The organism is Streptomyces sp. NPDC054783 (assembly GCF_053611725.1).
This window is the reverse complement of sequence record NZ_JBSHAY010000035.1, coordinates 64,930-87,390: the sequence shown is the minus strand read 5'-3', so window position 1 is coordinate 87,390 and position 22,461 is coordinate 64,930. Positions and strand designations below refer to the sequence as shown.

Sequence of the window (22,461 nt, the reverse complement as noted above, 5' to 3'; positions counted from 1 at the left end):
GATGTCCAGCCGCCGGAGCGGCCACGGTCCCTTGGTCATCTCCGAGCCGAGGAAGAAGTTGCGCCACACCGGCATCAGCGGCACGGTGGCCAGGTACCTCACTGTTACTGGTCGGAGTGGGAAATAGAGGGATCCGCACCTTGCCAGAGAGATCCTGATCGATCTGGCGAAGCGGGCCAATGACCGGGAAGGCGCCGTGTGCGGCGGAGGGGCGTTGTCGGCGGCAGCAAGGGGCGCGTGTGCGCCGCTCGTTGGGACGCCCGCCACCCATGGCTTCCATCGTGCGTCAACTCGCGCCACCTGCCTCTGTTTTCAAGATCGATTGCCCTCAACAGAGGCTTATGGCAAGGCACCTGCTCTATTCATTGACAGCGAAAAAGAACCTCTCTAGGTTTCCGGCCATGACGCCGGCCGCTTCCCTCGTCTTCACCACGCTGCTCTCCCACGGTCCGCTCACTCGGGCCGAGGTGGGGCGGCGGACGCAGTTGTCGCCGGCCGCCGTCACCAAGGCGGTCCGTCCGCTGATGGAACTCGGCTATCTGGTCGAGGGCGTGGACGAAGAGGCGCGTCCCGTGGTGGGACGTCCCGCCAACCTCGTGTGGGTGGACGGGGGGAGGGCGCTGTTCATCGGGATCAAGGTGACAGGCGACGAGATCATCGCCGTACTGGCCGACCTGTGCTGCCGTGTCCGCGTGTCCCGGCACGTACCGCTCACGGGCCGCGAGCCGGAGGCGGTGCTGCCCGTCATCACCTCGCTGGTACAGGAGTTGCTCACGGAGGCCGACGGTTTCGGTGTGCAGGTACGGGGCCTGGGCATCGCGATCTCGGGCGACGTGGACCGCGCGGACGGCGTTGTCCGCTACTCCCCCTTCCTGGAGTGGCGGGACGTACCGCTGGCCGCGATCGCCGGCACGGCGACCGGGCTGCCGGTCACGGTCGACAACGACGTGCGGGCGCTCACGGTCGCCGAACACTGGTTCGGGGCCGGAGTCGGTCTCTCGGACTTCGCTCTGGTGACGGTGGGCGCCGGCATCGGATGTGGCCTCGTGGTGCACGGTCAGGTGGTGTCGGGCGCGCACGGCGTGGCCGGCGAGATCGGGCATCTGTCACTCGACCCGCTCGGCCCGCTGTGCCACTGCGGCAACCGGGGATGTGTGGAGGCGATCGCGGCGGATCCGGCGATACTCCGCGCTGTGTGCGCGGCCACGGGCAAGCAAGTGAGCGACGCGGCCGAGGCGCTGGAACTGGCCCACAGCGGAGACCCCGGTGTCAGAGAGGTCTACGCACGAGCCGGCGAAGCCATCGGCAAGGCCATCGGCTTCCTGGTGAACATCCTCGGTCCCGAGCGGGTGGTCATCTCCGGCGAGGGCCTGGCCGCCTACGACCTGGTCGCGGAGGGCATCCGGGACGCGTTCGCCGCGTCCGCCTTCGGCACCGCTTCGCAGTGCGACGTGGTGACACGTCCCCTGCCGTTCGAGGAGTGGGCGCGCGGAGCCGCGGCCACCTCCATCCAGTCCTTCATGGGATCGGGCATGTGAGAAGGAGGAGCGATGACGCTGCAGAGCCGCAGCCCCCACAGTCCGACCTCATCGCGGCAGGGGTTCTCATGACCGCGATCTCCACGCTCCTGATGTGCTGCACGGTGCAGCGCCGGTTCATCAGCGGGCTCCCCTTCGGCTCAGGAAGGGGCTGAGCCGAAGCGCCCGGCGTGTCCTGACCGGCCAGCTGCCCTCTCCGGCCTCTCCAGCCCGGCTTCGGGCCCCGTACGACGCCCCTCCCCCACCCGGAACCACGCTCGTCCCCCGCCGGGTGCCACCGCGCTTTCCCCCTCCCCTCTCATCTCACCCCACCTCACTTCAGGAGGCGACCCATGCGGTCATCCCCGTACAGACTCCTGCGCGGAGCCGTGCCCGGCTTCCCACGCCGCACCGTCAGAGCGGCGCTGGTCCTGGCCGTCACCGCCGGACTCGCCACAGTGGTGCCGGCCGCCGCCACCGAGGCCGTCGCTTCCGGCTCCCCGGGTGCAGCCGTCACCCCGGCCGCGACCACGGCCGACGCCACCTCCGGCCTGGCGGCCAAACCGTACATGGGCTGGTCCAGTTGGAGTATGCAGTCCTCCCAGTACCCGGGCCTGAACCCGGACGGCAATTACAGCTACCTCACCGAGGCGAACGTCCTGAAGCAGACGGACGCCCTCGCCGCCACGCTGAAGAACTACGGCTACGACCATGTCAACATCGACGCCGGCTGGTGGATGGACAGGAACTGGACGTCCGAGTTCGACCAGTACGGCCGGCAGACACCCGACCCCGTCCGGTTCCCCCATGGCATGAAGTCGGTCGCCGACCACATCCACTCCAAGGGCCTCAAGGCCGGCATCTATCTGCCGGTGGGCCTGGAGAAGGGGGCGTACGGCGACGGCGAGGTGCCGATCCGGAACGCCCCCGGCTGCACCACGGCGGACATCGTCTTCCCGGATCTGCGCACCACCAACGGCTGGGACAGCGCCTACAAACTGGACTTCGACAAGCCGTGCGCGCAGAAGTACGTCGACGCGCAGGCACAGATGCTCGCGGACTGGGGCTACGACTTCCTCAAACTGGACGGGGTGGGCCCCGGTTCCTCCAAGTCCGGCGACAACTACGACAACGTCCCGGACGTGGCCGCCTGGCACCAGGCCATCACGGGCACGGGGCGCCCGATCCATCTGGAACTGTCCTGGTCGCTCGACATCGGCCACGTTGCCGACTGGAAGAAGTACTCCAACGGCTGGCGCATCGACACCGATGTGGAGTGCTACTGCAACACCCTGGTCACCTGGGAGAACTCGGTCAACGACCGGTGGAACGACGCGCCGGCGTGGAGCCACGAGGCAGGTCCGGGCGGCTGGAACGACCTCGACGCGATCGACGTCGGCAACGGCGCGATGGACGGTCTCACCAACGCCGAGCGACAGAGCTACATGACCCTGTGGGCCATCAGCAAGTCGCCTCTGTTCACCGGCGACGACCTCACCAAGCTGGACAGCTACGGCCTCTCCCTGCTGACCAACCAGGAAGTCATCGGCGTCGACCAGAACGACTCGCCCGTCGCACGCCCCGTCACACCGATGGGTGACCAGCAGGTCTGGGGAACCAGGAACGCCGACGGCACGTACACCGTCGCCCTGTTCAATCTCGGCAGTTCGCCGGCCTCCGTCACCGCGGACTGGGCGTCCTTCGGCTTCACCGGCGCGGCCTCCGTACGCGACCTGTGGAACCGCCGGAACCTCGGCACGTACAAGAACAGGATCACCGCGACGCTGCCCTCGCACGGCTCACGGCTGTTCACCGTCAAGCCCGGCGGCACGCCGCCGGCGACCACCCGCTACGAGGCCGAGTCCGCCGGCAACACCCTCACCGGCAACGCCTCCACTGCCGCATGCGGCTCCTGTTCCGGCGGCAAGAAGGTCGGCAACCTCTACCTCGACAGCAAGCTGCAGTTCAACGACATCACAGTGAAGAAGGACGGCATCTACACCGTCAACGTCGCCTACGTCAGCGGTGACCCCCGCTCGGTCACCGTCTACTCCAACAGCGGCAACGGCACCAGTCTGAAGTTCCCCTCGACGGGCGACTGGGGCACGGTCGACACCGTCAGCGTCCAGCTGGCGCTGAAGGCGGGCTCCAACACCATCACGTTCGACAGCGGCTGGGACTACTCCCCCGACATCGACCGGATCGACGTACCCAAGTCACCCTGAGCCTCGTGCGAGGCCGGGGGAGTGAACCTGTCCCCCGGTCCCGCACCGCCCCGCACCGCCCCGCACTGCGCCGTTCCCCTGACATGGAGTGCACAACGTGGACACCGAGCACACCGAGCACACCGAATCGCGCGACAACCACCCGAGCCGCAGGGGCTTTCTCGCTCTCGCCGCAACCGCCGGCACGGCCGCCGCCCTCGGCGGTCTGCCCGCCTTCACCGCATCGGCGGCCCCCGTCCGCCCCACCTCCTCACCCCTGCTGTCCGCGGCCGCCGCCCGGAACCAGCTGTGGTGGCAGGCTCCCGGCTCCGCCAACTCGATGATCCGGCAGGGCCTGCCGGTGGGCAACGGGCGCCTCGGAGCGCTCGCCGGCAACGACCCCGCCGCCGAACTGCTGATGATCACCGACGCCACCCTGTGGACCGGCGGCCTCAACGACACCCTGCAGAGCGACGGCCAATTCCCCTACGGCCGGGACGACTTCGGCTCCCTGACCCTGCTGGCCGAGCTCACCGTCGACATCGACGGGCACGACCTGGGCTCGGTCGACAACTACCGCCGCTCCCTGGACCTCGCCCAGGGTCTCGTCAGCGCCTCCTACGACCTGTCCGGTGTCACCTACCAGCGGCAGATCTTCGCCAGCCGCCCCGACGACGTCATCGTCCTGTACTTCTCCCAGCAGGGCGGCGGCACCTACACCGGTACCGTGACCCTCGCCGGGACCCACGGGGAGACCAGCACCGCCGACGGCGCCGGGCACTACGTGTCGTTCGGCGCCTCCCTCGCCAACGGGCTGAAGTACGGCGCTGCCGTCACCGCCCGCAGCAGCACCGGCACGGTCGCCGTCGACGGTACGTCGATCTCCTTCAGGGGCTGCAAGGACCTCACGGTGGTGGTCAGCGGCGGCACCGACTACGCGCCCGACGCGGCCGCCGGGTTCCGCGACCCGTCCGTGGACCCGGAGCGCCTGGCACGGACCAAGGTCCTGGGCGCGGCCGGCCACTCCGCGAGCACCCTGCTCCACACGCATGTCGCCGACTTCCGCCCGGTGTTCGAGCAGCTGGACATCGACCTCGGCACGTCGTCCGCCGCACAGCGCAGGCTGGACACCTGGCAACGGGTGCAGACCCGCTACCGGGACGACGTCCCCGACCCCGAACTCGAGGCCGCCTACCTGCAGTTCGGCCGATACCTGATGATCTCCGGATCGCGGGGCACGCTGCCGATGGGCCTGCAGGGTCCCTGGCTGGACGGCAACGACCCGGACTGGATGGGTGACTACCACACCGACATCAACATCCAGATGAACTACTGGATGGCCGACCGCGCCGGCCTGTCCGGCTGCTTCGACGCCTTCGCGGACTACTGCCTCGCGCAGCTGCCCTCCTGGACGGAGGTCACGCGGCGGCTGTTCAACAGCCCGGCCAACAGATACCGCAACTCCAGCGGGAAACTTGCCGGTTGGACCGTCGCCATCTCCACCAACCCCTACGGCGGTGGCGGCTGGTGGTGGCATCCGGCCGGCAACGCCTGGCTCTGCCAGAGCCTGTTCGAGCACTACGAGTACACCCAGGACCGCGCCTACCTCCAGAAGATCTACCCCCTCGTCAAGGGCGCCGTGGAGTTCTGGGAGGCCCGTCTCATCACCACGACCGTCACCGACGCCTCCGGGGCCTCGCGTGAGGTCCTCGTCGCCGACAGCGACTGGTCGCCCGAACAGGGTCCGCTGGACGCCAAGGGCATCACCTACGCCCAGGAACTGGTGTGGAACCTCTTCGGCAACTACCACACCGCGACCCAGGTGCTGGGCAGGGACACCTCCTACAGCGCGACGATCGACGGTCTGCGCCGGCGCCTGTACCTGCCCGTGGTCAGCCCCAAGACCGGCTGGCTGGAGGAGTGGATGTCACCCGACAACCTCGGTGAGACCACACACCGGCACCTCTCTCCGCTCATCGGCCTCTTCCCCGGCGACCGGATCCGCCCGGACGACTCCACGCCGAAGGACATCCTCGCGGGCGCCACGGCCCTCCTGACCGCCCGTGGCATGAACAGCTACGGCTGGTCCAACGCCTGGCGCAGCCTGTGCTGGGCCCGGCTGAAGAACGCGGAGAAGGCCTACCGGCTCGTCGTCAACAACCTGAAGCCGTCGGTGAACGGCAGCAACGGCACCGCGCCGAACCTCTTCGACATCATGGACATGGGGCAGGGCCGCGGCATCTTCCAGATCGACGCGAACTTCGGCACCCCCTCCGCGGTGATCGAGATGCTCGTCTACTCACGTCCGGGCCACGTCGAGTTGCTGCCCGCGCTGCCGGCCGCGTGGGCGGCGTCCGGCTCGGTGTCGGGCGTCGGAGTCCGCGGCGGCTTCGTGGCCGACCTCAGCTGGAGGAACGGCAAGGTCATGCAGGTGACGTTCAGGAGCGTCGGGGGCCGCGACACGACCGTGTCCGCGGGCGGCACCTCTCGGAGGATCAGCCTCGAGCCCGGTGAGTCCGTCACGCTGGGCAACTTCGGCTGACGATGCGGACCACGAGAAGAGTGGAGAGATCGACGATGTTTTCGGAAGAGAGAAGCACGGCGGTTCGCCGGCCGCGTCGCAGCACCCTGCTGTCCGTGTTCGGCGCGCTGACCGGCTTGGCCCTGACGGCCGTTCCACTGAGCACCGCCCAGGTGGCGAGCGCTGCCGCGCCCTCACAGCAGACCAAGGGCACCCGGGTCAGCGCCTGGTCGCCCAGCATGACGACCGGCGGCCCGTCCTTCACCGGCCAGACCATCCGGATGGTGGTGCACAGCAGTGTCTCGGGCTCGGGCGCCCGTATCACGCTGTCCAACCGGTACAGCACCACCCCGCTCGATGTCGGCGCCGTTGACGTGGCCGTCCAGGCGAGCGGCGGCGAGGCCACGCGCGGCACCACGCGGAACGTCACCTTCGGCGGATCCCGCCACCTCACGATCCCCACCGGAGGAGAGACGGTCAGCGACGTCGTCCCGATCTCCCTCGGCGCCGGGGAGAACCTGCTCGTCAGCCTCTACGTGCCCGGTACGACGGGGGTGTCGACCTGGCACTCCGACGCGTTCGACACCACCTACATCGCCTCCGGGAACCACACCGGTGACGACGGCGCCGCCGCCTTCGGCACCACCACGACCTCCTGGTACTACCTGGCAGGGCTGGACGTCGTGTCACCGACCGCGCGGGGCACCGTCGTCGCCTTCGGTGACTCCATCACGGACGGCTACCACTCCTCGACCGGCACCTACAGCCGCTGGCCGGACTTCCTCGGGCGCCGGTTGGGCGCCGGACCGGGTCCGCAGAAGCTGAGCGTCGTCGACGCCGGGATCGGCGGCAACCGGGTCCTCACCGACGTGCCCAACCTCTGGCAGGGCGTCAGCGCCCTCAAGCGGTTCGGGCATGACGCCCTCGGCCAGCCCGGTGTCAAGGACGTGATCCTCTTCGAAGGCATCAACGACATCGGCAACAACGCCGGCCCCGACGGCAGCCCGCTGACCGCCCAGGACCTCATCAACGGCTACCGCACCCTGATCGATCAGGCGCATGCCGCGCACGTCGGCGTCATCGGCGCGACCCTGATGCCCGACCAGGGCAACGGGTACTACACCCCTGCCGCCGAGGCGATCCGTCAGAGCGTCAACCGGTGGATCCGCACCGGCGGCGCCTTCGACGGCGTCATCGACTTCGACCGGACCATGCGTGACCCCGCGAACCCGGCCGCCCTCAACCCGGCCTACGACTCGGGCGACCACATCCACCCCGACGACGAGGGCATGCAGGCCATGGCCGACGCGGTGGACCTGCGGCTGCTGCGCACCTGACACCCGCCGCCGGACGCGGGGCCAGGGCCGTCACCGACGCCGTGACACCCCGAGATCGATGAGATGGCGCTTGGTCACCCGGCCGCCGTACCGCCGGTCGATCAGTGCCGCGATGCACTCCAGCAGCGCGGCTCTGGCGGCTTGCGGAAGAGCGCGGTGGCCGGAGTAGGTCCGCAGCAGTTGGAGGTAGTCCGCCGTGGTGTAGGTGAGTCCACCGACCTGAGCGCGCAGCGCGGGAAGCCTGCAACGGCATGCACATGCGATCAGTTCCTGCTGTCCCATCACGCAGATGCGTCACGCAGCACCCGGACCTCACGGCCGTCGTCGAGGCCGGAAGGCATGCTCCACGAGGTGACCGACGTGGGCCGTGCGGCAACGCGTGAGTGGCTGCGGGACATGCTGGTCGCGCCGCGGGCCGGGTACCCGGAGTTCCCCGCCGCGCCGTACTGACCGCGGAGCCCGACCGGCTCGACGCGGTCACATCCGACCTCCGCTCCGGCGCGCTCACCTGAGACTTCGAAACCCTGTCGGCACTGGCGCCGACGCGGCGTGCATGTCCTCGTCGGCGCACATGCACCGGGCGCGGGACATTCATCCGGCCGAGCAGCGCCGCCGTGGCCGGCCGACAACCGTCACGGCACGTCCCCGTCCCAGTCGAAGCGGCGGGGGTCGCCGGGGCGCGGGGCGTACACCGCACGGCCACCGACACCGAACTGCCCCAGCTCGGTGGGGAGGGCCGCCCCGGTGCGGATCTCGTCCCGCGTCCAGCTGGTTATGTCGAGCAGGAGCCCGTCCAACGGCCCGCCGACGAGTTCGGCGTACCGGCGTCCCGGCCGCGGGCCCGGTTGGTCGTGGTCCTGGCCGTAGACCCGGCCGCGCAGCAGTTGCTCATCGTTCCTGTCCATGCCGCCAGCCTCGCAGCCACCACTGACAGTGCCATGGGCCGGACGCGATGGGGGGTGGTGACCCGGCGGTGGGCCGCCTCGAGGGCGACGGTGTTGGTGCGCAGTACGCGATGCCGCGTTCGGCGAGGATCGACCGTGCCCGCGGTGAGGATGGGGTGGAAGCCACGCGGGTGGCGCAGCACTCACCGGGCGAGCGGCGGCATGACGGGCCGCCGGCCCGGTGTCGTTCACCACTGACCTGAAACGATCAACCGGGGCGCGCCGGGCCGGGGCGGCGACCCGCGGAGGCTCGCAGGACATCCACCAGGGCGGCCACCGTCGGCCGGTGCTCGGCGAAGGAGCGGAAGACGACGACGATGTGCCGCTCCATCACCTCCTGCAACTCCAGGACGTCCAGGCGGGACGGGCGCAGCCGCAGCATCAGGTCCGTCACCACGCTGACCCCGACACCGGCCTCGACCAGGGCCAGGGTGGCGGCCGTGTCCGTGACCTCGTGCAGCACCCGGGGTTCGAAACCGGCCCGGCGGCAGGCGGTGAGCACGGCACGGCCGTAGTAGCTGCCGGCCGACGGCAGGATCCATCCCCGGTCCCTGGTGTCGGCGAGGGAGACCTTGTGCCGGCCGGGCATGGCGCCGGTGGGAGCGGCGAGCGAGAACCGTTCCCTGGACAGCTCCCTGACCCGCAGGGACGGATCACGTGGGATGGGCACGTCCGGGTAGTCCAGGCCCAGGGCCAGGTCCACGCTTCCGCCGGCGACCGCGTCGTACACCTCGTCCACGTCCATGTCCCGGCTGCGCACGGTCACGCCGGGGTGTCTCTCGCGCACCTGACGCAGGGCCGGCGGGAGGATCTCGGCGGCGGCCGTGGCGAAGACGCCGACCCGCAGTGTCCCGGATATCTCGTTCCGGGTGCGCTCCAGTGCTTCCACGGCTTCGGCTTCCGTCGTGAGGATGCGCTCGGCGTGCAGGGCGAGGGTCGCCCCGGCGTCGGTGAGTTCCACGCGGCGTCCCACGCGCCGCAACAGTCGCATGCCGGTGGCCTTCTCGAGTGCGGCGATCTGCTGCGAGACCCCGCCGGGGGTGTACCCCAGGGCTTCCGCGACGGCGGTGATGGTGCCGCGTCTGGTCAGTTCCACCAGCGAACGCAGTTGCGCACTCGTCCAGTCCATACAGGAATGCTAAAAGTTCGGAAGCACCAACCGTTGATGGACGTCAACGGTTGGCTTGCTGCACGATGACGCACAGACAGCTGATCGGCATCACTCAGTCACCGACGGACAGCCCCGCCGCCCCGGGATCGGGACCCGCCCGGCGAGGTGGCCTCTGGAAGGGAGTGGCCCGTTGCCCTCCTCCGCCTACCGCACCGTTCCGGCTTCCGCCGATGTCGTGATCATCGGTGGCGGCGTGATGGGTGTGAGCACCGCGTTCCATCTCGCCGAATCCGGGGTGACCGACGTCGTCGTCGTAGAGCGCGGAGACCTCGGCTGCGGCAGTTCCGGCAAGCCGATCGGCGGCGTGCGTGCCCAGTTCTCCGATCCGCTCAACATCGAGCTGGGCAGCCGCAGCCTGTGCGCCTACCGGGAGTTTCCCCGGCGTCCCGGAGCCGGCATCCGGCTGGACACGGTCGGCTATCTCTTCCTGCTCGACAGCGAACAGCAGGCGAGCGAGTTCGAGGCCGGCGTCGAGCTGCAGAACGGCCTGGGCGTGCCGAGCCGCATGATCGGCCCCGGCGAGGCCCGGCGCCTGTGTCCCTACGTCAGCACCGACGGACTCGTGGCCGCCGCGTACTCCCCCACCGACGGGCACGCCCGCCCCGGACTGGTCGTCCAGGGATACGCGCGGGCCGCGGCCCGGGCCGGTGTCACCCTCACCACGCACACCGAGGTCTCCGGCATCGACACGGCCGGAAACCGCGTCGTCGGCGTGCACACCAGCCGGGGCCCCATCGCGTGCTCCACCGTCATCTGCACGGCAGGAGCCTGGTCGGCGCGGATCGGCGACATGGCCGGCGTCCGCCTCCCGGTACGGCCGGTGAAACGGCAGCTGGCGTTCACCGTGCCGCTCACGCCGCCCGCTCCGCGTATCCCGTTCACGATCGACTTCTCCTCGACCGCGTACTTCCACAACAGCGACGACGGTCTGCTGTTCGGGCTGGCCGATCCCGACCAGGAGGACGGCTTCGACACCACCTGGACCTCAAAGTGGCTGGAGCTGTTCCGCACCGTCGCCCGCCACCGCGCCCCGGTCCTGGCCGACATGGAGACCGCCGCGGGATGGGCGGGCCTGTACGAGGTCACACCGGACCACAACGCGCTGATCGGCCGCTCCGGTGAGCTGCCGGGTTTCCTGTACGCCACCGGGTTCTCCGGCCACGGCTTCCTCCAGGCTCCCGCGGTCGGCGAGGTCATGCGCGACCTGTACCTGGAGCGCGAGCCGTTCACCGACATCTCCCCGCTCAGCGCCGACCGGTTCCGCCATGGCGCCGACGTCCGCCCAGAAGCGCATGTCGTGTGAATACCGATACCTCAGGGGATGCGATTCCCGACGGCTGACGTGATGCGCATGCCGACGACTCACTTGGTGTGAACCCCGACCGAAAGGCGGAACCATGTCGACGATCAGTCAGTGGCAGCTGCGGGCCGCATTCGCGGAACGGCTGTCGCGGATGTACGGGCAGGAGGTTCCCGCCTACACCACGCTCGTGGACGTCACGCGCGAGGTCAACGAGGACGTCCTGCGCGCGCAGGGGGCCGGCGCCGAACGTCTCGGATCCATCGGCCGGGTGACCGCCGAGCGGCACGGAGCCATCCGTGTCGGCACGCCACGCGAACTACAGCAGGTCGCCCGCGTCTTCGCCGCCCTCGGCATGCACCCGGTCGGGTTCTACGACCTGAGGGAGGCCGCGGCCAGCGCCGTACCCGTCGTGTCCACCGCGTTCCGGCCGGTCGACGGCGAGGAGCTGGCACGCAACCCCTTCCGGGTCTTCACCTCGATGCTCACTCCGGGCGACCCCCGCTTCTTCGACGCCGGTCTGCGCACGCGCCTCGAAGCGTTCCTCGCGAGCCGTGAACTCTTTCCACCGGAGCTGCTCGCCCTGGCCGACCGTGCCGCGGCCGAGCAGGAGCTGCCCGAGGAGCAGGCCGAACGCCTCCTCCAACTGGCCGTGCAGGCCTTCGAGTTGTCTCCCGAGCCGGTGGACAAGGCCTGGTACGAGACCCTGGAGCGGGTCTCCGCCGTCGCCGCGGACATCGGCGGCGTGCGCAGTACGCACATCAACCACCTCACCCCGCGCGTCCTGGACATCGACGAGCTGTACCGGCGCATGACCGAGCGCGGCATCGAGATGATCGACACGATCCAGGGCCCGCCGGCCTGGAAGGGCCCCGATGTGCTGCTGCGGCAGACCTCCTTCCGGGCCCTGGCCGAGTCCCGCGCCATGCGCACCCCGGACGGCGGCGTCGTCAGCGGCGTCCTGCGGGTCCGCTTCGGCGAGGTCGAGGCCCGCGGCATCGCCCTCACCCGCGAGGGCCGCGCCCTGTACGACGAACTCCTCGGCCTCATCGACGAGCGGGCCTTGCTGAATCCCACCGGGGCCCGAGGCGACATCGCGCGTGGCGTGTGGGAGCGGCACATGCCCGGCAGCGAGAAGGAACTCGCCGCCGAGGGACTGGCGTACTTCACCTACCGGCTCGACCCCGACCGGCCCGGCGACGGAAGCCGGCCGCCGGCGGACCTGGAAGGCCTGGTGCGGGAGGGCTGGGTGCGCGCCCAGCCCATCGTCTACGAGGACTTCCTGCCCCGCTCGGCCGCCGGCATCTTCCAGTCCAACCTCAGCGGCGAGGGCATCCGCCACAACGGCCGGCAGGGCACGGCCTACGACGCCGCCTGGCTCTCCGGCGCCATCGGCCGCGACGTCCTCGACCCGTTCGACCTCTACGAGCAGCAGCAGAACCGCTCTCTGGCCCGCATCGCCCACCAGCTCGGCCTCACCGGCTCCCTCCGCTGACACTCCCTCACACCGCCAAGGACCATCATGACCAGCACCGTCCTGCCCACCACGGACGACCTGCGCGCCCGCGCCCGTGCCGCCCTTCGGAACATCGGCGTCGACGTGGCCGAGGGCACCGACCTCCACGCCCGCACGCCCCTGACCGGCGAAGACCTCTTCGGCCTGCGGGCGGCCACCGAAGCCGACGCCGAAGAGGCCGTCGCAGCCGCCCGTACGGCCTTCCTCACCTGGCGCACCACGCCCGCCCCGCGCCGCGGGGAACTCGTGCGCCGCCTGGGTGAGTTGCTGCGCCAGTACAAGGGCGACCTGGCCGACCTCGTCACCATCGAGGCGGGCAAGATCCGCTCCGAGGCACTCGGCGAGATCCAGGAAATGATCGACATCTGCGACTTCGGCGTAGGTCTGTCCCGTCAGCTCTACGGCCGTACGATCGCCTCCGAACGCCCCGGCCACCGGCTGGCCGAGACCTGGCATCCGCTCGGGGTGGTCGGTGTCATCTCCGCCTTCAACTTCCCCGCCGCCGTGTGGTCCTGGAACACCGCGATCGCCCTGGTCTGCGGCGACACCGTGATCTGGAAGCCCTCGGAGCTCACGCCGCTGATCTCCCTGGCCTGCGACCACCTTCTCGCTCGTGCGGCCGGCGACGTCGGGGCGCCCCGTGACGTGCACCGCCTGCTCCTCGGTGACCGCTCCGTCGGCGAGAAGCTCGTCGACGACCCCCGTGTCGCCCTGGTCAGTGCCACCGGGTCCACCCGCATGGGCCGCGAGGTCGGTCCCCGGGTCGCCGCCCGTTTCGGCCGCAGTCTGCTGGAACTCGGTGGCAACAACGCCGCGATCGTCGCTCCTTCCGCCGACCTCGACCTCGCCGTCCCGGCCATCGTCTTCGCCGCGGCCGGCACGGCGGGCCAGCGCTGTACGACGCTGCGCCGCCTCATCGTGCACCGGGACATCGCCGACACCCTCATCGAGCGGCTGACGGCCGCCTACACCAGGCTGCCCGTCGGTGACCCGTTCGACGACACCACGCTGGTCGGCCCGCTCATCTCCCCCGCGGCGCTCGACGCCATGCGGGCCGCCCTGACCCGGGTCCAGGCCCAGGGCGGCAAGATCCTGGCCGGCGGAAACCGGCGCCTGGCCGAGGCGGCACCAGCGGCGGCGTACGCCGAGCCCGTCCTCGTCCGCGCCGACGAACAGACCGACGTCGTACGGGAGGAGACCTTCGCACCGATCCTGTACGTCCTCACCTACGACGCCCTCGACGAGGCGATCGCCCTGCACAACGACGTGCCCCAGGGCCTGTCGTCCAGCATCTTCACCCGCGACCAGCAGGAGGCCGAGATCTTCCTGTCCGCCGCCGGCTCCGACTGCGGCATCGCCAACGTCAACATCGGCACCTCCGGGGCCGAGATCGGCGGTGCCTTCGGCGGCGAGAAGGACACCGGCGGCGGCCGGGAGTCCGGCTCCGACGCCTGGAAGTCCTACATGCGCCCGGCGACCAACACCATCAACTACTCCGGCGAACTGAACCTGGCCCAGGGCGTCAGCTTCCTTTGACCAGGCCGTTCGCGGGCCGGTAGGCCCCGCTGGGGTGGGACACGGACCCCGGTCGACACAATGGCGGCGTGGACACGCAGAACCAGATCATCGTCGCCTTGGACTGCGACAACCGCGCCGCCGCCGAGCACGTCGTCGGTCAGCTGGGCGACGACTGCCATTTCTACAAGGTCGGACTCGAGCTGCTCACCGTGGCCGGCCCCGACGTCGTCAGGCGCCTTGTCGCACAGGGCAAGGAGGTCTTCCTGGACCTCAAGCTCTTCGAGATCCCCCACTCGGTCGCCGGTGCGGTGCGCGCCGCGGGAGCGCTGGGTGTCTCCATGGTGACGGTGCACGGCATGGGCGGCCTGGGCATCTTGACCGCCGCTGTCGACGCGGCCCGCGCCTTCCCCGGACTTCGGATCCTCGCGCTGACCGTGGTGACCAGCATGACCGACGAGGACCTCACCGACATCGGCATCGGGAACTCGACCGAGGAGCAGGTGCTCAGGCTGGCCCGGCTGGCGGGGAAGGCCGGCTGTCACGGTCTGATCGCGTCGCCTCAGGACGTCGCGGCCCTGCGGAGCGCCCTGGGCGGCGATCCTCTGATCGTCTCTCCGGGGGTCACTCTGCCCGGTGACTCTCCGGCCGAGCACGCCCGCCCCGGAACACCTCGTGCCGCCATCGCCGCCGGCGCCTCGCACGTCGTCGTGGGGCGAACGGTCACGCGTGCCCCCGACCCGGCGGCCGCTTTCCGTCTCGTCCGCACCAGCCTCGTCCCGTAGGTCCCCGGGCAGAGCGTTCTGCTGTTGGCCCAGGTTGTCGCGCCGTGCACAGTCCGTCCGTGGGCCCCTCGACCTGGCGCCCGTGGCCGAACATCTGGCGGCGGGACACTGGGGGCGGGTGGCGTCCCTGCTGCACATCGGTGCGGGTGTGCCGCCGTTCCGGCCCCGGATCGCCGAGGCGGTCCGCGACGACCTCCGGCAGGTGGCGGCCGACAGCCCCGTGGCGCTCGTGACTCGGGCCTCGACCACCGGGTGACCGGCTCGGTCCACGCCACCTCGTCCAGCTCGTCAGTACGACTTGGTTCCGCCGTCAGTTGGGATTGTCACCGTCGGTGAGGGTCTCCCAGGCCACGAAGAGGTTGTCGGTGCCGGCCGGGCGGTTTCGCTCGGTCAGGGTCTGGGTGTTGGTCATGGCGATGCCCAGCCGGTTGTGCAGGGCGTTGTAGCCGACCTCGGTCATGGGGCCGAGCCCTCGCTTGACCGATCCGCCGCACAGCCAGCTCGGGACCGTGGCGCCCAGCTCGTACTTGGACTGGAAGCCGAGCGCCTGCCGCAGCCGTTCGCCGACGTCGGTGCCGTAGAGATCCTGCCCCTGGATCCGGCTGGTCTCGGCGACGTGCGAGATCGCGGAGATGCCGTAACCGGTGTGCACGAAGTCGCGGCAGGTCTCCTGGGTGAGGCCGGTCACGAAGGTGGACTGGCCCTGCCAGTAGGAGACGATCTTGTCCCGGGTGTTCAGGTTCTGGCTCGGTACGGTCTTCGGCAGGTCACCGTCGGAGGACAGGTACACGTAGGCGGCGGTGCGGGTGCGGAAGCGGGCCATGGCCGAGTCGTAGGAGGCCTTGTCCTCGAGGAAGACCGAGATGCCGACGGCCGCCTCCATCATCGTCAGTTCCCAGTTGCCGTTGGAGTTGGAGCCGTTGATGACTCTGGGCAGATAGACGTTGCGGAGCAGGGTGGCGAACCGGCCCGCGTTGGCCCAAGTGCCGGTGTAGGTGTACTTGATGAGCTCGGCGGCCTTGGCCCAGGAGGCTCCCGCCCAGGCGGTCTGGAGTGGCGCGTTGCTGTTGGTGTGGTCCGTGAGCGTGGCGGACCAGGCGTCCATCAGCTCGATCGCCTTTCGCGCGTACCTCTCGTCGCGGGTCATGTACCAGGCGAGGGCGTCGGTGTACGCCGCGATGGCGTCCTCACGTTCGTCCGTGCAGCCGTAGTTGGGGTCGGAGTACGGGCCGCACTCGACGACGGCACGGGGTTTGGGAGTTCGGCTGAGGCTTGCGTACTGGCTCGCCATCATCTGGTCGTAGGCGGCCTTCCAGGGCTGGGCGCCGGCGAGAACCTTGCTGCGCGCGAAGTCGAGTTGAGCACGCGAGACGGTGACGCCGGGGTGGACGAAGGCGGCAGGAGCGGCCGCTGCCCGCTGGGTGCCGGGCCAGGAGAGCAGTCCGGTGGTCAGCATGGCGGCAGCGGCGGTGAGCGCGAGAGCGGGCCGGAGGGACGTGCGACGACCACGTGGAGCGGGTGTTCCCTGCATAGGGCGCGTCCTTGTATGTGAACGGTGAGCGAGTCCTTGAACCACGTGACCGACGACCATAGGTACGGACCAATGCCCCGTCAAGCGTCTCAGCAGCACGGGAGGTTCAGGCGCTCACTCCACGCGGCCGATGCCGTCAGCTGTCGCGGTGGGGAGGTTCGATCTCCGCCCAGATGGTCTTCCCACGGGCGTGGTGGCGCGTACCCCAGCGCCGGGCGAGCTGGGCGACGAGCAGCAGGCCGCGGCCGCCCTCGTCGAAGGTGCGGGCCCGTCGCAGGTGGGGGGCGGTGCCGCTGCCGTCGAACACTTCGCAGATGAGCGCGGCCTCACGGATCAGACGCAGTTGGATGGGCGGCTGCCCGTAGCGGATCGCGTTCGTGACGAGTTCGCTGACCACCAGTTCGGCGGTGAACGCCACCTCGTCCAGGTCCCACGCCTCCAGCCGGGCGAGCACCTGTGCCCGGGCGTCGGCCACCGCGGCCGGGTCGGACGGCAGGTCCCAGGCGGCGACCCGGCCCGTGTCGAGGGCTCGGGTGCGGGCGACGAGCAGAGCGACGTCGTCCTCGGGCTGCGCGGGCAGCAGGCTGTGGATCAGGTCGTCGCACATCGCTTCCAGCGACCGGCAGTCGGCCCGGTCGAGGCACCGGCGCAGCAGCGCCAGGCCCCTGCCCAGGTCGTGATCGGTGCCCTGGAGGAGGCCGTCCGTGTACAGCACGAGAAGGCTGCCGGGCGGCAGTTCCCACTCGAAGGGCTCGAAGGGCAGGCCGCCCACACCCAGCGGAGGGCCGGGAGGAACGCCGGCGAACTCCGCCGAGCCCGCCGGCGTGCGGACGGCGGGCGGCGGATGGCCGGCGCTGGCCGCCGTGCAGCGGCGCGACACCGGGTCGTAGACGAGGTACAGGCACGTGGCGACGAGTCCGGTGGAGTCCTCGAGGTCGGGCTCGCGCTCCGCGGTGCTGTCCTCCTCGGCCGCCAAGTGGGTGACGAGGTCGTCGAGATGGGTCAGGAGTTCGTCGGCGGGGAGGTCTACGTCGGCCAGAGTGCGCACCGCGGTCCGCAGCCGCCCCATGGTCGCCGACGCCCGCAGCCCGTGACCCACCACATCGCCGACGACCAGCGCAACCCTCGCGCCCGACAGGGGGATCACGTCGAACCAGTCGCCGCCCAGTCCCGCCCGGGTACGGGCCGGAAGATAGCGATGCGCCGCCTCGACCGCGTCCTGGGCGGCGATCCGACGCGGGAGAAGGCTGCGCTGCAGCGCCAGGGCGGTGCTGCGTTCGAGGGTGTAGCGGCGGGCGTTGTCCACGGCCACGGCGGCCCGCGCGGCGATCTCCTCGGCCAGGAGCAGGTCGTCCTCGGTGAAGGGATCCTCGCGCCGGTGACGGACGAGGACCGCGATGCCGAGGGTGATGCCGCGGGCGCGCAGGGGAACGATCAGCAGTGAGTGAATGCCGAACTTCCGGACAGCTCCCGCCCGTTCGGGATCCGCCTGCTCCCAGCCCCTGACCGTCGCGTCCCCGATGCGGTGCAGCGAGGCCCTGCCCGTGGCCAGGCACCGGATGGGAGGTGAGTCCTCCGGGTAGTCGTCCACGGCTCCCGGCTCCACCAACGCCTCGGGCACGCCGGGCAGGACGGACTGGTGCGCCGCGCGGCGCAGGGGAACCCTGCCCGTCGTGGAGTGCCTCGGTTCGACTCCTCGGACCAGAGAGTCGAGCAGGTCGATGGTGATGAAGTCGGCGAGCCGGCCCACCGCGACGTCGGCCATCTCCTGGGCCGTGCGCGTCACGTCCAGGGTGCTGCCGACCTGTGCGCTGATGTCGTTCAGCAGGGTGAGCCGCTCCCGGGCCAGGTGCTGTTCGGTGACGTCGAGCGCGGTGAGTTCCAGGTACCCCACCCGCCCTGCCGCGGTCGTGAGCGGGGAGACCGTGATGGACCAGACCCTTTCGCGTGCTTCCGGCCGGGCCCTGCCCCGCACGTGGAACCGTTCGGCCTCACCCGTCACGAGGACGCGGCGCATGCCGTCCTCGACCGTGCGGCAGATGTGGGGCGGCAGGATGTCGGTGACCCGCCGACCGCCCATCTGCTGCTCGTTCAGGCCGAGTTCACGCACGGCGCCGGCACTCGCGCGGACGGCCCGCAGCGCCGAGTCGTAGACCATCACGGGCAGTTGGCACTGCGCGAACGCCTCGTCCGTCGACACCAGGTCCGGTCCCGGCGGGTGCGATGGTGCGACCACGAGCAGCTGCTGGGCGCGGCCTTCACCGTCGACCGACGGATACGCGTGCACGTGGACGGCCATGTGCCGGCCGTCGCGGTGCCGGAGCACGGTCGTCGCGCCGTACCCGTGAAGGGCCGCGTGGGAACGGTCCCCGAGGGCCGCGTCCGGCACGATCAGTCGGGTGACGGGGCTCCCGACGGCCTCCTCACGGGCGTACCCGAGCAGCCGCTCGGCACCCGCACTCCACGCCGTCACGATCCCGTGGGCGTCGACGACCGCCGTGGCCGCGTTCGCGGGATCGGGGGCTGCGCCGAGCGGTGTGGAATCGGCCACGACGGTTCACCACCCGTTCCGCCCGCTCGGACCGCATGGCCCCGGGCGAACGCCACGGGAGTCACGGGCCGCCCGGGACGGCCGGCCTCGCCACGCCGACCCCATACCTCACTTCTATCGTGCTTTGCTCGTGCTCGCGCGTCGTACGGCACGCCGTGACCGCAGCTCGCACGGGCAGGAGGCGGTCCAGGCAGGTGTCCGGCGCGGTCTCCAGGGCCGCCCCGGTGAGGGCTCCCGGGCGCCGACCGCGTCGATCACGAGGCCGTCGGTGCCGGTCGGCAGCAGCCTGGCCTCGACCTCCCGGACCGAGCCGGTCCCGGAGCCCGGACTCACCCGATGTGGTGATCGTCGGGCAGGAAAAACGCCACCCGGCCGACGGACGAGTCGGCCCGGCCCCGGCCCGGCGGCACCGGACCCAGGGGCGCCTCAGCCGCCGACCGCGCCGGGGAGCCCCGAGCGTTCCGGCCAGAACTCCAGGTGCACGCACGACTACGATATGTGTTCGTGCGAGCCGCGTCGGTCATCCGAAGCAGCCGCTCCGTGCCGCGGGCCGGAGCGGTGGTCGTCGTGTTGCTGACCGCGCTCCTGCATCTGCTCGGCTGCTGTCACGGTCCTTCGGCAGCCGAGACCCTGCGCACCGACGCCTTGACGCAGGTGACGCCCGGCGGTTGCGGACAGCAGCCGACCGAGGGGCAACGGGAGACCGCATCCGGGCAGGGCGCGTACGGACCGCACGCATACGGACCGCACGCATACGGGCAGAGCGCAGCCGGGCAGAGCACGCCCGCCCCCGACGAGGATGCTCACCGCTGCGCCCCGGACGAGCCGACCGTACAGCCGCCGCGTCACCCCCGTCCGTCCGGATGGCCGCTTCCTGCCGTCCTGCTGTCCGATCCTCCCGGCCCCGCCCCGGCCGTCCGGCCGTCGGTACGCCACCACTCCCCCGCTGTCCCCGCCGAGTCCTCCGCAGGAGATGCGCGGGCGTTGCTGGGCGTGTGGCGGACCTGATCGGCACCTCGCCGTGCTCACACGACGTGAGCCCACGGCGACCGATCAGCTCCGCCCCTGTTCCCACCATCGGCCGGCCGCCGGACACGGCGCCGGTCCCAGGAGAAGCACGCCATGAACCAACCCCCGCACACCGCGCAACCGATGCCTGCGGACCAGTCGCCGGCCGACGCCAGACAGCCTCTGCACACCCCGGCCGGCCTCGTCGGTGACACCCCCGTCCTGTGGATCGGCGAGCCCTTCACCGCCGTCGGCCGCGGCTTCTGGGCCAAGCTCGAAGGTCACAACCCGGGCGGCATCAAGGACCGCAGCGCCCTGTACATGGTCCGTGCCGCCCGTGAGCGAGGCCGGCTCCGGCCCGGTGCCCGGATCATCGAATCGACCTCAGGCACCCTCGGGCTCGGCCTGGCCCTGGCCGGTGCGACGTACGGCCATCCGGTAACCGTCGTCACCGACACCGACATCGAGCCGTTGATGACCGGCCTGCTCTCCGCGTACGGAGCGCAGGTCGACGTGGTCGCCGCGCCCCATCCGCGAGGCGGCTGGCAGCAGGCCCGCCGGCAGCGCGTCGAGGAGCTGCTCGCCGTCCATCCGGGCGCATGGTGTCCGGACCAGTACAACAACCCGGACAACGTCGTCGCCTACGCCCCGCTCGCCCACGAACTCGTCGCCCAGCTCGGCCGCGTCGACACCCTGGTGGTCTCCGTCGGCACCGGCGGTCACTCGGCCGGCGTCGGTTCGGTGCTGCGCGGCTTCTTCCCCCGGCTGCGGGTCGTCGGGGTCGACGCCACCGGTTCGACGATCTTCGGCCAGCCCGCCGCATCCCGTCTCATGCGCGGCCTGGGCTCCAGCATCCACCCCCGCAACGTCGCCTACGGCCTCTTCCACGAGGTGCACTGGGTCGCCTCCCCCGAAGCCGTGTGGGCCGCCCGGCGCCTGGCCCGCCACCACTACGCCGGCGGAGGCTGGAGCGTCGGCGCCGTCGCCCTCGTCGCACGCTGGCTGGCCCGCACCCTGCCCGCGGACAACCGGATCGTCGCCGTGTTCCCCGACGGGCCGCAACGCTATGTGGGGACGGTCTTCGACGACACCTACTGCCGCCGCCACGGCCTCCTCGGGGCCCCGCCGGCCGACGACCCGGACGAGATCGCCGACACCCGGGAGCGCACCGTCACCCGCTGGACCCGCTGCACCCACGTCATCGACCCCCTCACCGGCGAAGGACGCCACGACCTCGTGGGAGCCACGCGATGAAGCAACTGTGGCAGCAGACCCGTTCCTTCCCGCCCGCGGCGAGGCTGCTGATGGCCAACCAGTTCGGCATCAACCTCGCCTTCTACATGCTCATGCCCTACCTCGCCACCCACCTGTCCGAGGGACTCGGCCTCGCCGCCTGGGCCGTGGGCCTCGTGCTCGGCGTCCGCAACTTCTCCCAGCAGGGCCTGTTCCTCATCGGCGGCACCCTCGCCGACCGCCTCGGCTACAAGGCCCCGATCATGGCGGGGTGCCTGCTGCGCACCCTGGGCTTCGGCCTGCTCGGCTGGGCCGACAACCTGCCCGCGCTCGTTGCGGCCTCCGCCGCGACGGGCTTCGCCGGCGCCCTGTTCAACCCGGCGGTCCGCGCCTGCCTCGCCGGCGAGGCAGGCGAACGGCGCGTGGACGCCTTCGCCACCTTCAACGTCTACTACCAGGCGGGCATGCTGCTCGGCCCGCTGGTGGGACTCGCCCTGCTGGCCGCCGACTTCCGGCTCGTGTGCACGGTCGCCGCGGCCGTCTTCGCCTTCCTCACCCTGCTGCAATGGCGCGCGCTGCCCGCACGTCACCGGCACCCGAGGGACGGGGACGGTGGGCAGGGCGGTGTTCTGGCGCAGTGGCGCGGGGTCGTGGCCAACCGGCCGTTCCTTCTCTTCTCCGCCGCGATGATCGGCTCGTACGTCCTGGCCTTCCAGATCTATCTCGCGCTGCCGCTCGCCGCGTCCGACGCCCTCGGCGCCGAGGGGACCGCGGTCACCAGCGGACTCTTCCTCGTCTCGGCCGCGGTCTCGGTCGTGGGCCAACTGCGACTCACCGGCTGGGCCAAGGACCGCTGGCAGCCCGGTGAGGCGCTGGTACGGGGGCTGTCGGCCATGGGGCTGGCGTTCGTGCCGCTCGCCCTCAGCCCGCGCGGCTCCTCGCCGGCCGTAGTCGTGTCCCTGGTCGTGGCCGTGGTGCTGCTGGCGGCCGGATCCGCGATCGTCTATCCCTTCGAGATGGACACGGTCGTCGCCCTGTCCGGCAACCGCCTGGTCGCCACGCACTACGGCCTCTACAACACCGTCTCCGGACTCGGTGTCACCCTGGGCAACCTGGGGACCGGGGCACTCTGGGACTTCGCCGGTCGCCACGACGCCGGCTGGCTGACCTGGACGGCTCTCACGGCGACCGGGACGGCCTGCGCCACGGCGGTCGCCGCTCTCGCCCGAACGGGTCGCCTCACCGCGCCACAGCCGGAGCCCGTCGCAGCGTGAGCCTCGGCACGGCGGGCGGCTCGGCCGCATGGTTCTGGCCGCCCGGGGCGTCGT

The 22,461-nt window shown here is 70.9% G+C and carries 16 protein-coding genes and 2 pseudogenes; 12 read left to right on the top strand and 6 right to left on the bottom strand.

Annotated features, from left to right (window positions below):
* Positions 1–93: pseudogene (locus ACWGJ5_RS38850) on the bottom strand (sugar ABC transporter ATP-binding protein); the annotation flags it as partial.
* A 308-nt stretch (positions 94–401) separates the two neighbouring features.
* Between ACWGJ5_RS38850 and ACWGJ5_RS38845 the strand changes: the two are divergent.
* From ACWGJ5_RS38845 to ACWGJ5_RS38830, 4 genes are all read left to right on the top strand, one after another.
* Positions 402–1,538 carry an ROK family protein gene (locus ACWGJ5_RS38845; RefSeq protein WP_453314336.1) on the top strand — a complete coding sequence of 379 codons (1,137 nt, stop codon included), beginning with the start codon at positions 402–404 and terminating at the stop codon, positions 1,536–1,538.
* Between the two features lie 332 nt (positions 1,539–1,870).
* Positions 1,871–3,742 carry an alpha-galactosidase D gene (locus ACWGJ5_RS38840; protein ID WP_453314335.1) on the top strand — a complete coding sequence of 624 codons (1,872 nt, stop codon included), beginning with the start codon at positions 1,871–1,873 and terminating at the stop codon, positions 3,740–3,742.
* Between the two features lie 97 nt (positions 3,743–3,839).
* Entirely contained in the window at positions 3,840–6,263 is a 2,424-nt protein-coding gene (locus tag ACWGJ5_RS38835) for a glycosyl hydrolase family 95 catalytic domain-containing protein (RefSeq protein WP_453314334.1), read from the top strand.
* A 95-nt stretch (positions 6,264–6,358) separates the two neighbouring features.
* The gene (locus tag ACWGJ5_RS38830; RefSeq protein ID WP_453314333.1) at positions 6,359–7,579 is read left to right on the top strand and encodes an SGNH/GDSL hydrolase family protein; all 1,221 of its coding nucleotides are present in this window, start codon (positions 6,359–6,361) and stop codon (positions 7,577–7,579) included.
* 30 nt (positions 7,580–7,609) lie between these two features.
* On the opposite strand, the pseudogene ACWGJ5_RS38825 reads toward ACWGJ5_RS38830, so the two are convergent.
* The 3 genes and pseudogenes from ACWGJ5_RS38825 to ACWGJ5_RS38815 form a co-directional block, all read right to left on the bottom strand.
* Positions 7,610–7,789, bottom strand: a pseudogene (locus tag ACWGJ5_RS38825) (class I SAM-dependent methyltransferase); the annotation flags it as partial.
* Between the two features lie 422 nt (positions 7,790–8,211).
* The gene (locus ACWGJ5_RS38820) at positions 8,212–8,484 is read right to left on the bottom strand and encodes a hypothetical protein (protein ID WP_453314332.1); all 273 of its coding nucleotides are present in this window, start codon (positions 8,482–8,484) and stop codon (positions 8,212–8,214) included.
* 247 nt (positions 8,485–8,731) lie between these two features.
* Positions 8,732–9,652 (bottom strand): LysR substrate-binding domain-containing protein, encoded by a 921-nt coding sequence (locus ACWGJ5_RS38815; protein WP_453314331.1) that lies wholly within the window; start codon positions 9,650–9,652, stop codon positions 8,732–8,734.
* A gap of 172 nt (positions 9,653–9,824) precedes the next feature.
* Between ACWGJ5_RS38815 and ACWGJ5_RS38810 the strand changes: the two genes are divergently transcribed.
* The 5 genes from ACWGJ5_RS38810 (at position 9,825) to ACWGJ5_RS38790 (ending at position 15,066) form a co-directional block, all read left to right on the top strand.
* Entirely contained in the window at positions 9,825–10,997 is a 1,173-nt protein-coding gene (locus tag ACWGJ5_RS38810; protein ID WP_453314330.1) for an NAD(P)/FAD-dependent oxidoreductase, read from the top strand.
* Positions 10,998–11,091: 94 nt separating this feature from the next.
* On the top strand, positions 11,092–12,489 hold the full coding sequence (gene hglS, locus ACWGJ5_RS38805; protein WP_453314329.1) for a 2-oxoadipate dioxygenase/decarboxylase: 1,398 nt from the start codon (positions 11,092–11,094) through the stop codon (positions 12,487–12,489).
* Between the two features lie 27 nt (positions 12,490–12,516).
* Positions 12,517–14,046 carry an L-piperidine-6-carboxylate dehydrogenase gene (amaB, locus tag ACWGJ5_RS38800; protein WP_453314328.1) on the top strand — a complete coding sequence of 510 codons (1,530 nt, stop codon included), beginning with the start codon at positions 12,517–12,519 and terminating at the stop codon, positions 14,044–14,046.
* A gap of 68 nt (positions 14,047–14,114) precedes the next feature.
* The gene (pyrF, locus tag ACWGJ5_RS38795) at positions 14,115–14,810 is read left to right on the top strand and encodes an orotidine-5'-phosphate decarboxylase (RefSeq protein ID WP_453314327.1); all 696 of its coding nucleotides are present in this window, start codon (positions 14,115–14,117) and stop codon (positions 14,808–14,810) included.
* Between the two features lie 82 nt (positions 14,811–14,892).
* On the top strand, positions 14,893–15,066 hold the full coding sequence (locus tag ACWGJ5_RS38790) for a hypothetical protein (RefSeq protein WP_453314326.1): 174 nt from the start codon (positions 14,893–14,895) through the stop codon (positions 15,064–15,066).
* Between the two features lie 54 nt (positions 15,067–15,120).
* Here the strand turns inward: ACWGJ5_RS38790 and ACWGJ5_RS38785 are convergent, their stop codons facing one another.
* Positions 15,121–16,341 carry an alginate lyase family protein gene (locus ACWGJ5_RS38785; RefSeq protein ID WP_453314325.1) on the bottom strand — a complete coding sequence of 407 codons (1,221 nt, stop codon included), beginning with the start codon at positions 16,339–16,341 and terminating at the stop codon, positions 15,121–15,123.
* Between the two features lie 136 nt (positions 16,342–16,477).
* Positions 16,478–18,892 (bottom strand): SpoIIE family protein phosphatase, encoded by a 2,415-nt coding sequence (locus ACWGJ5_RS38780; protein WP_453314324.1) that lies wholly within the window; start codon positions 18,890–18,892, stop codon positions 16,478–16,480.
* Positions 18,893–19,396: 504 nt separating this feature from the next.
* Here ACWGJ5_RS38780 and ACWGJ5_RS38775 point away from each other — a divergent pair.
* The 3 genes from ACWGJ5_RS38775 to ACWGJ5_RS38765 all read left to right on the top strand — a co-directional run bounded on the left by ACWGJ5_RS38775 (position 19,397) and on the right by ACWGJ5_RS38765 (position 22,407).
* Positions 19,397–19,900, top strand: a complete 504-nt coding sequence (locus ACWGJ5_RS38775) for a hypothetical protein (RefSeq protein WP_453314323.1) — start codon at positions 19,397–19,399, stop codon at positions 19,898–19,900.
* 114 nt (positions 19,901–20,014) lie between these two features.
* Positions 20,015–21,154, top strand: coding sequence for a PLP-dependent cysteine synthase family protein (locus ACWGJ5_RS38770; RefSeq protein WP_453314322.1), 1,140 nt, complete (start codon positions 20,015–20,017; stop codon positions 21,152–21,154).
* Entirely contained in the window at positions 21,151–22,407 is a 1,257-nt protein-coding gene (locus ACWGJ5_RS38765; RefSeq protein ID WP_453314321.1) for an MFS transporter, read from the top strand. The genes ACWGJ5_RS38770 and ACWGJ5_RS38765 overlap by 4 nt, the downstream gene beginning before the upstream one ends.
* Positions 22,408–22,461: the final 54 nt, after the last annotated feature.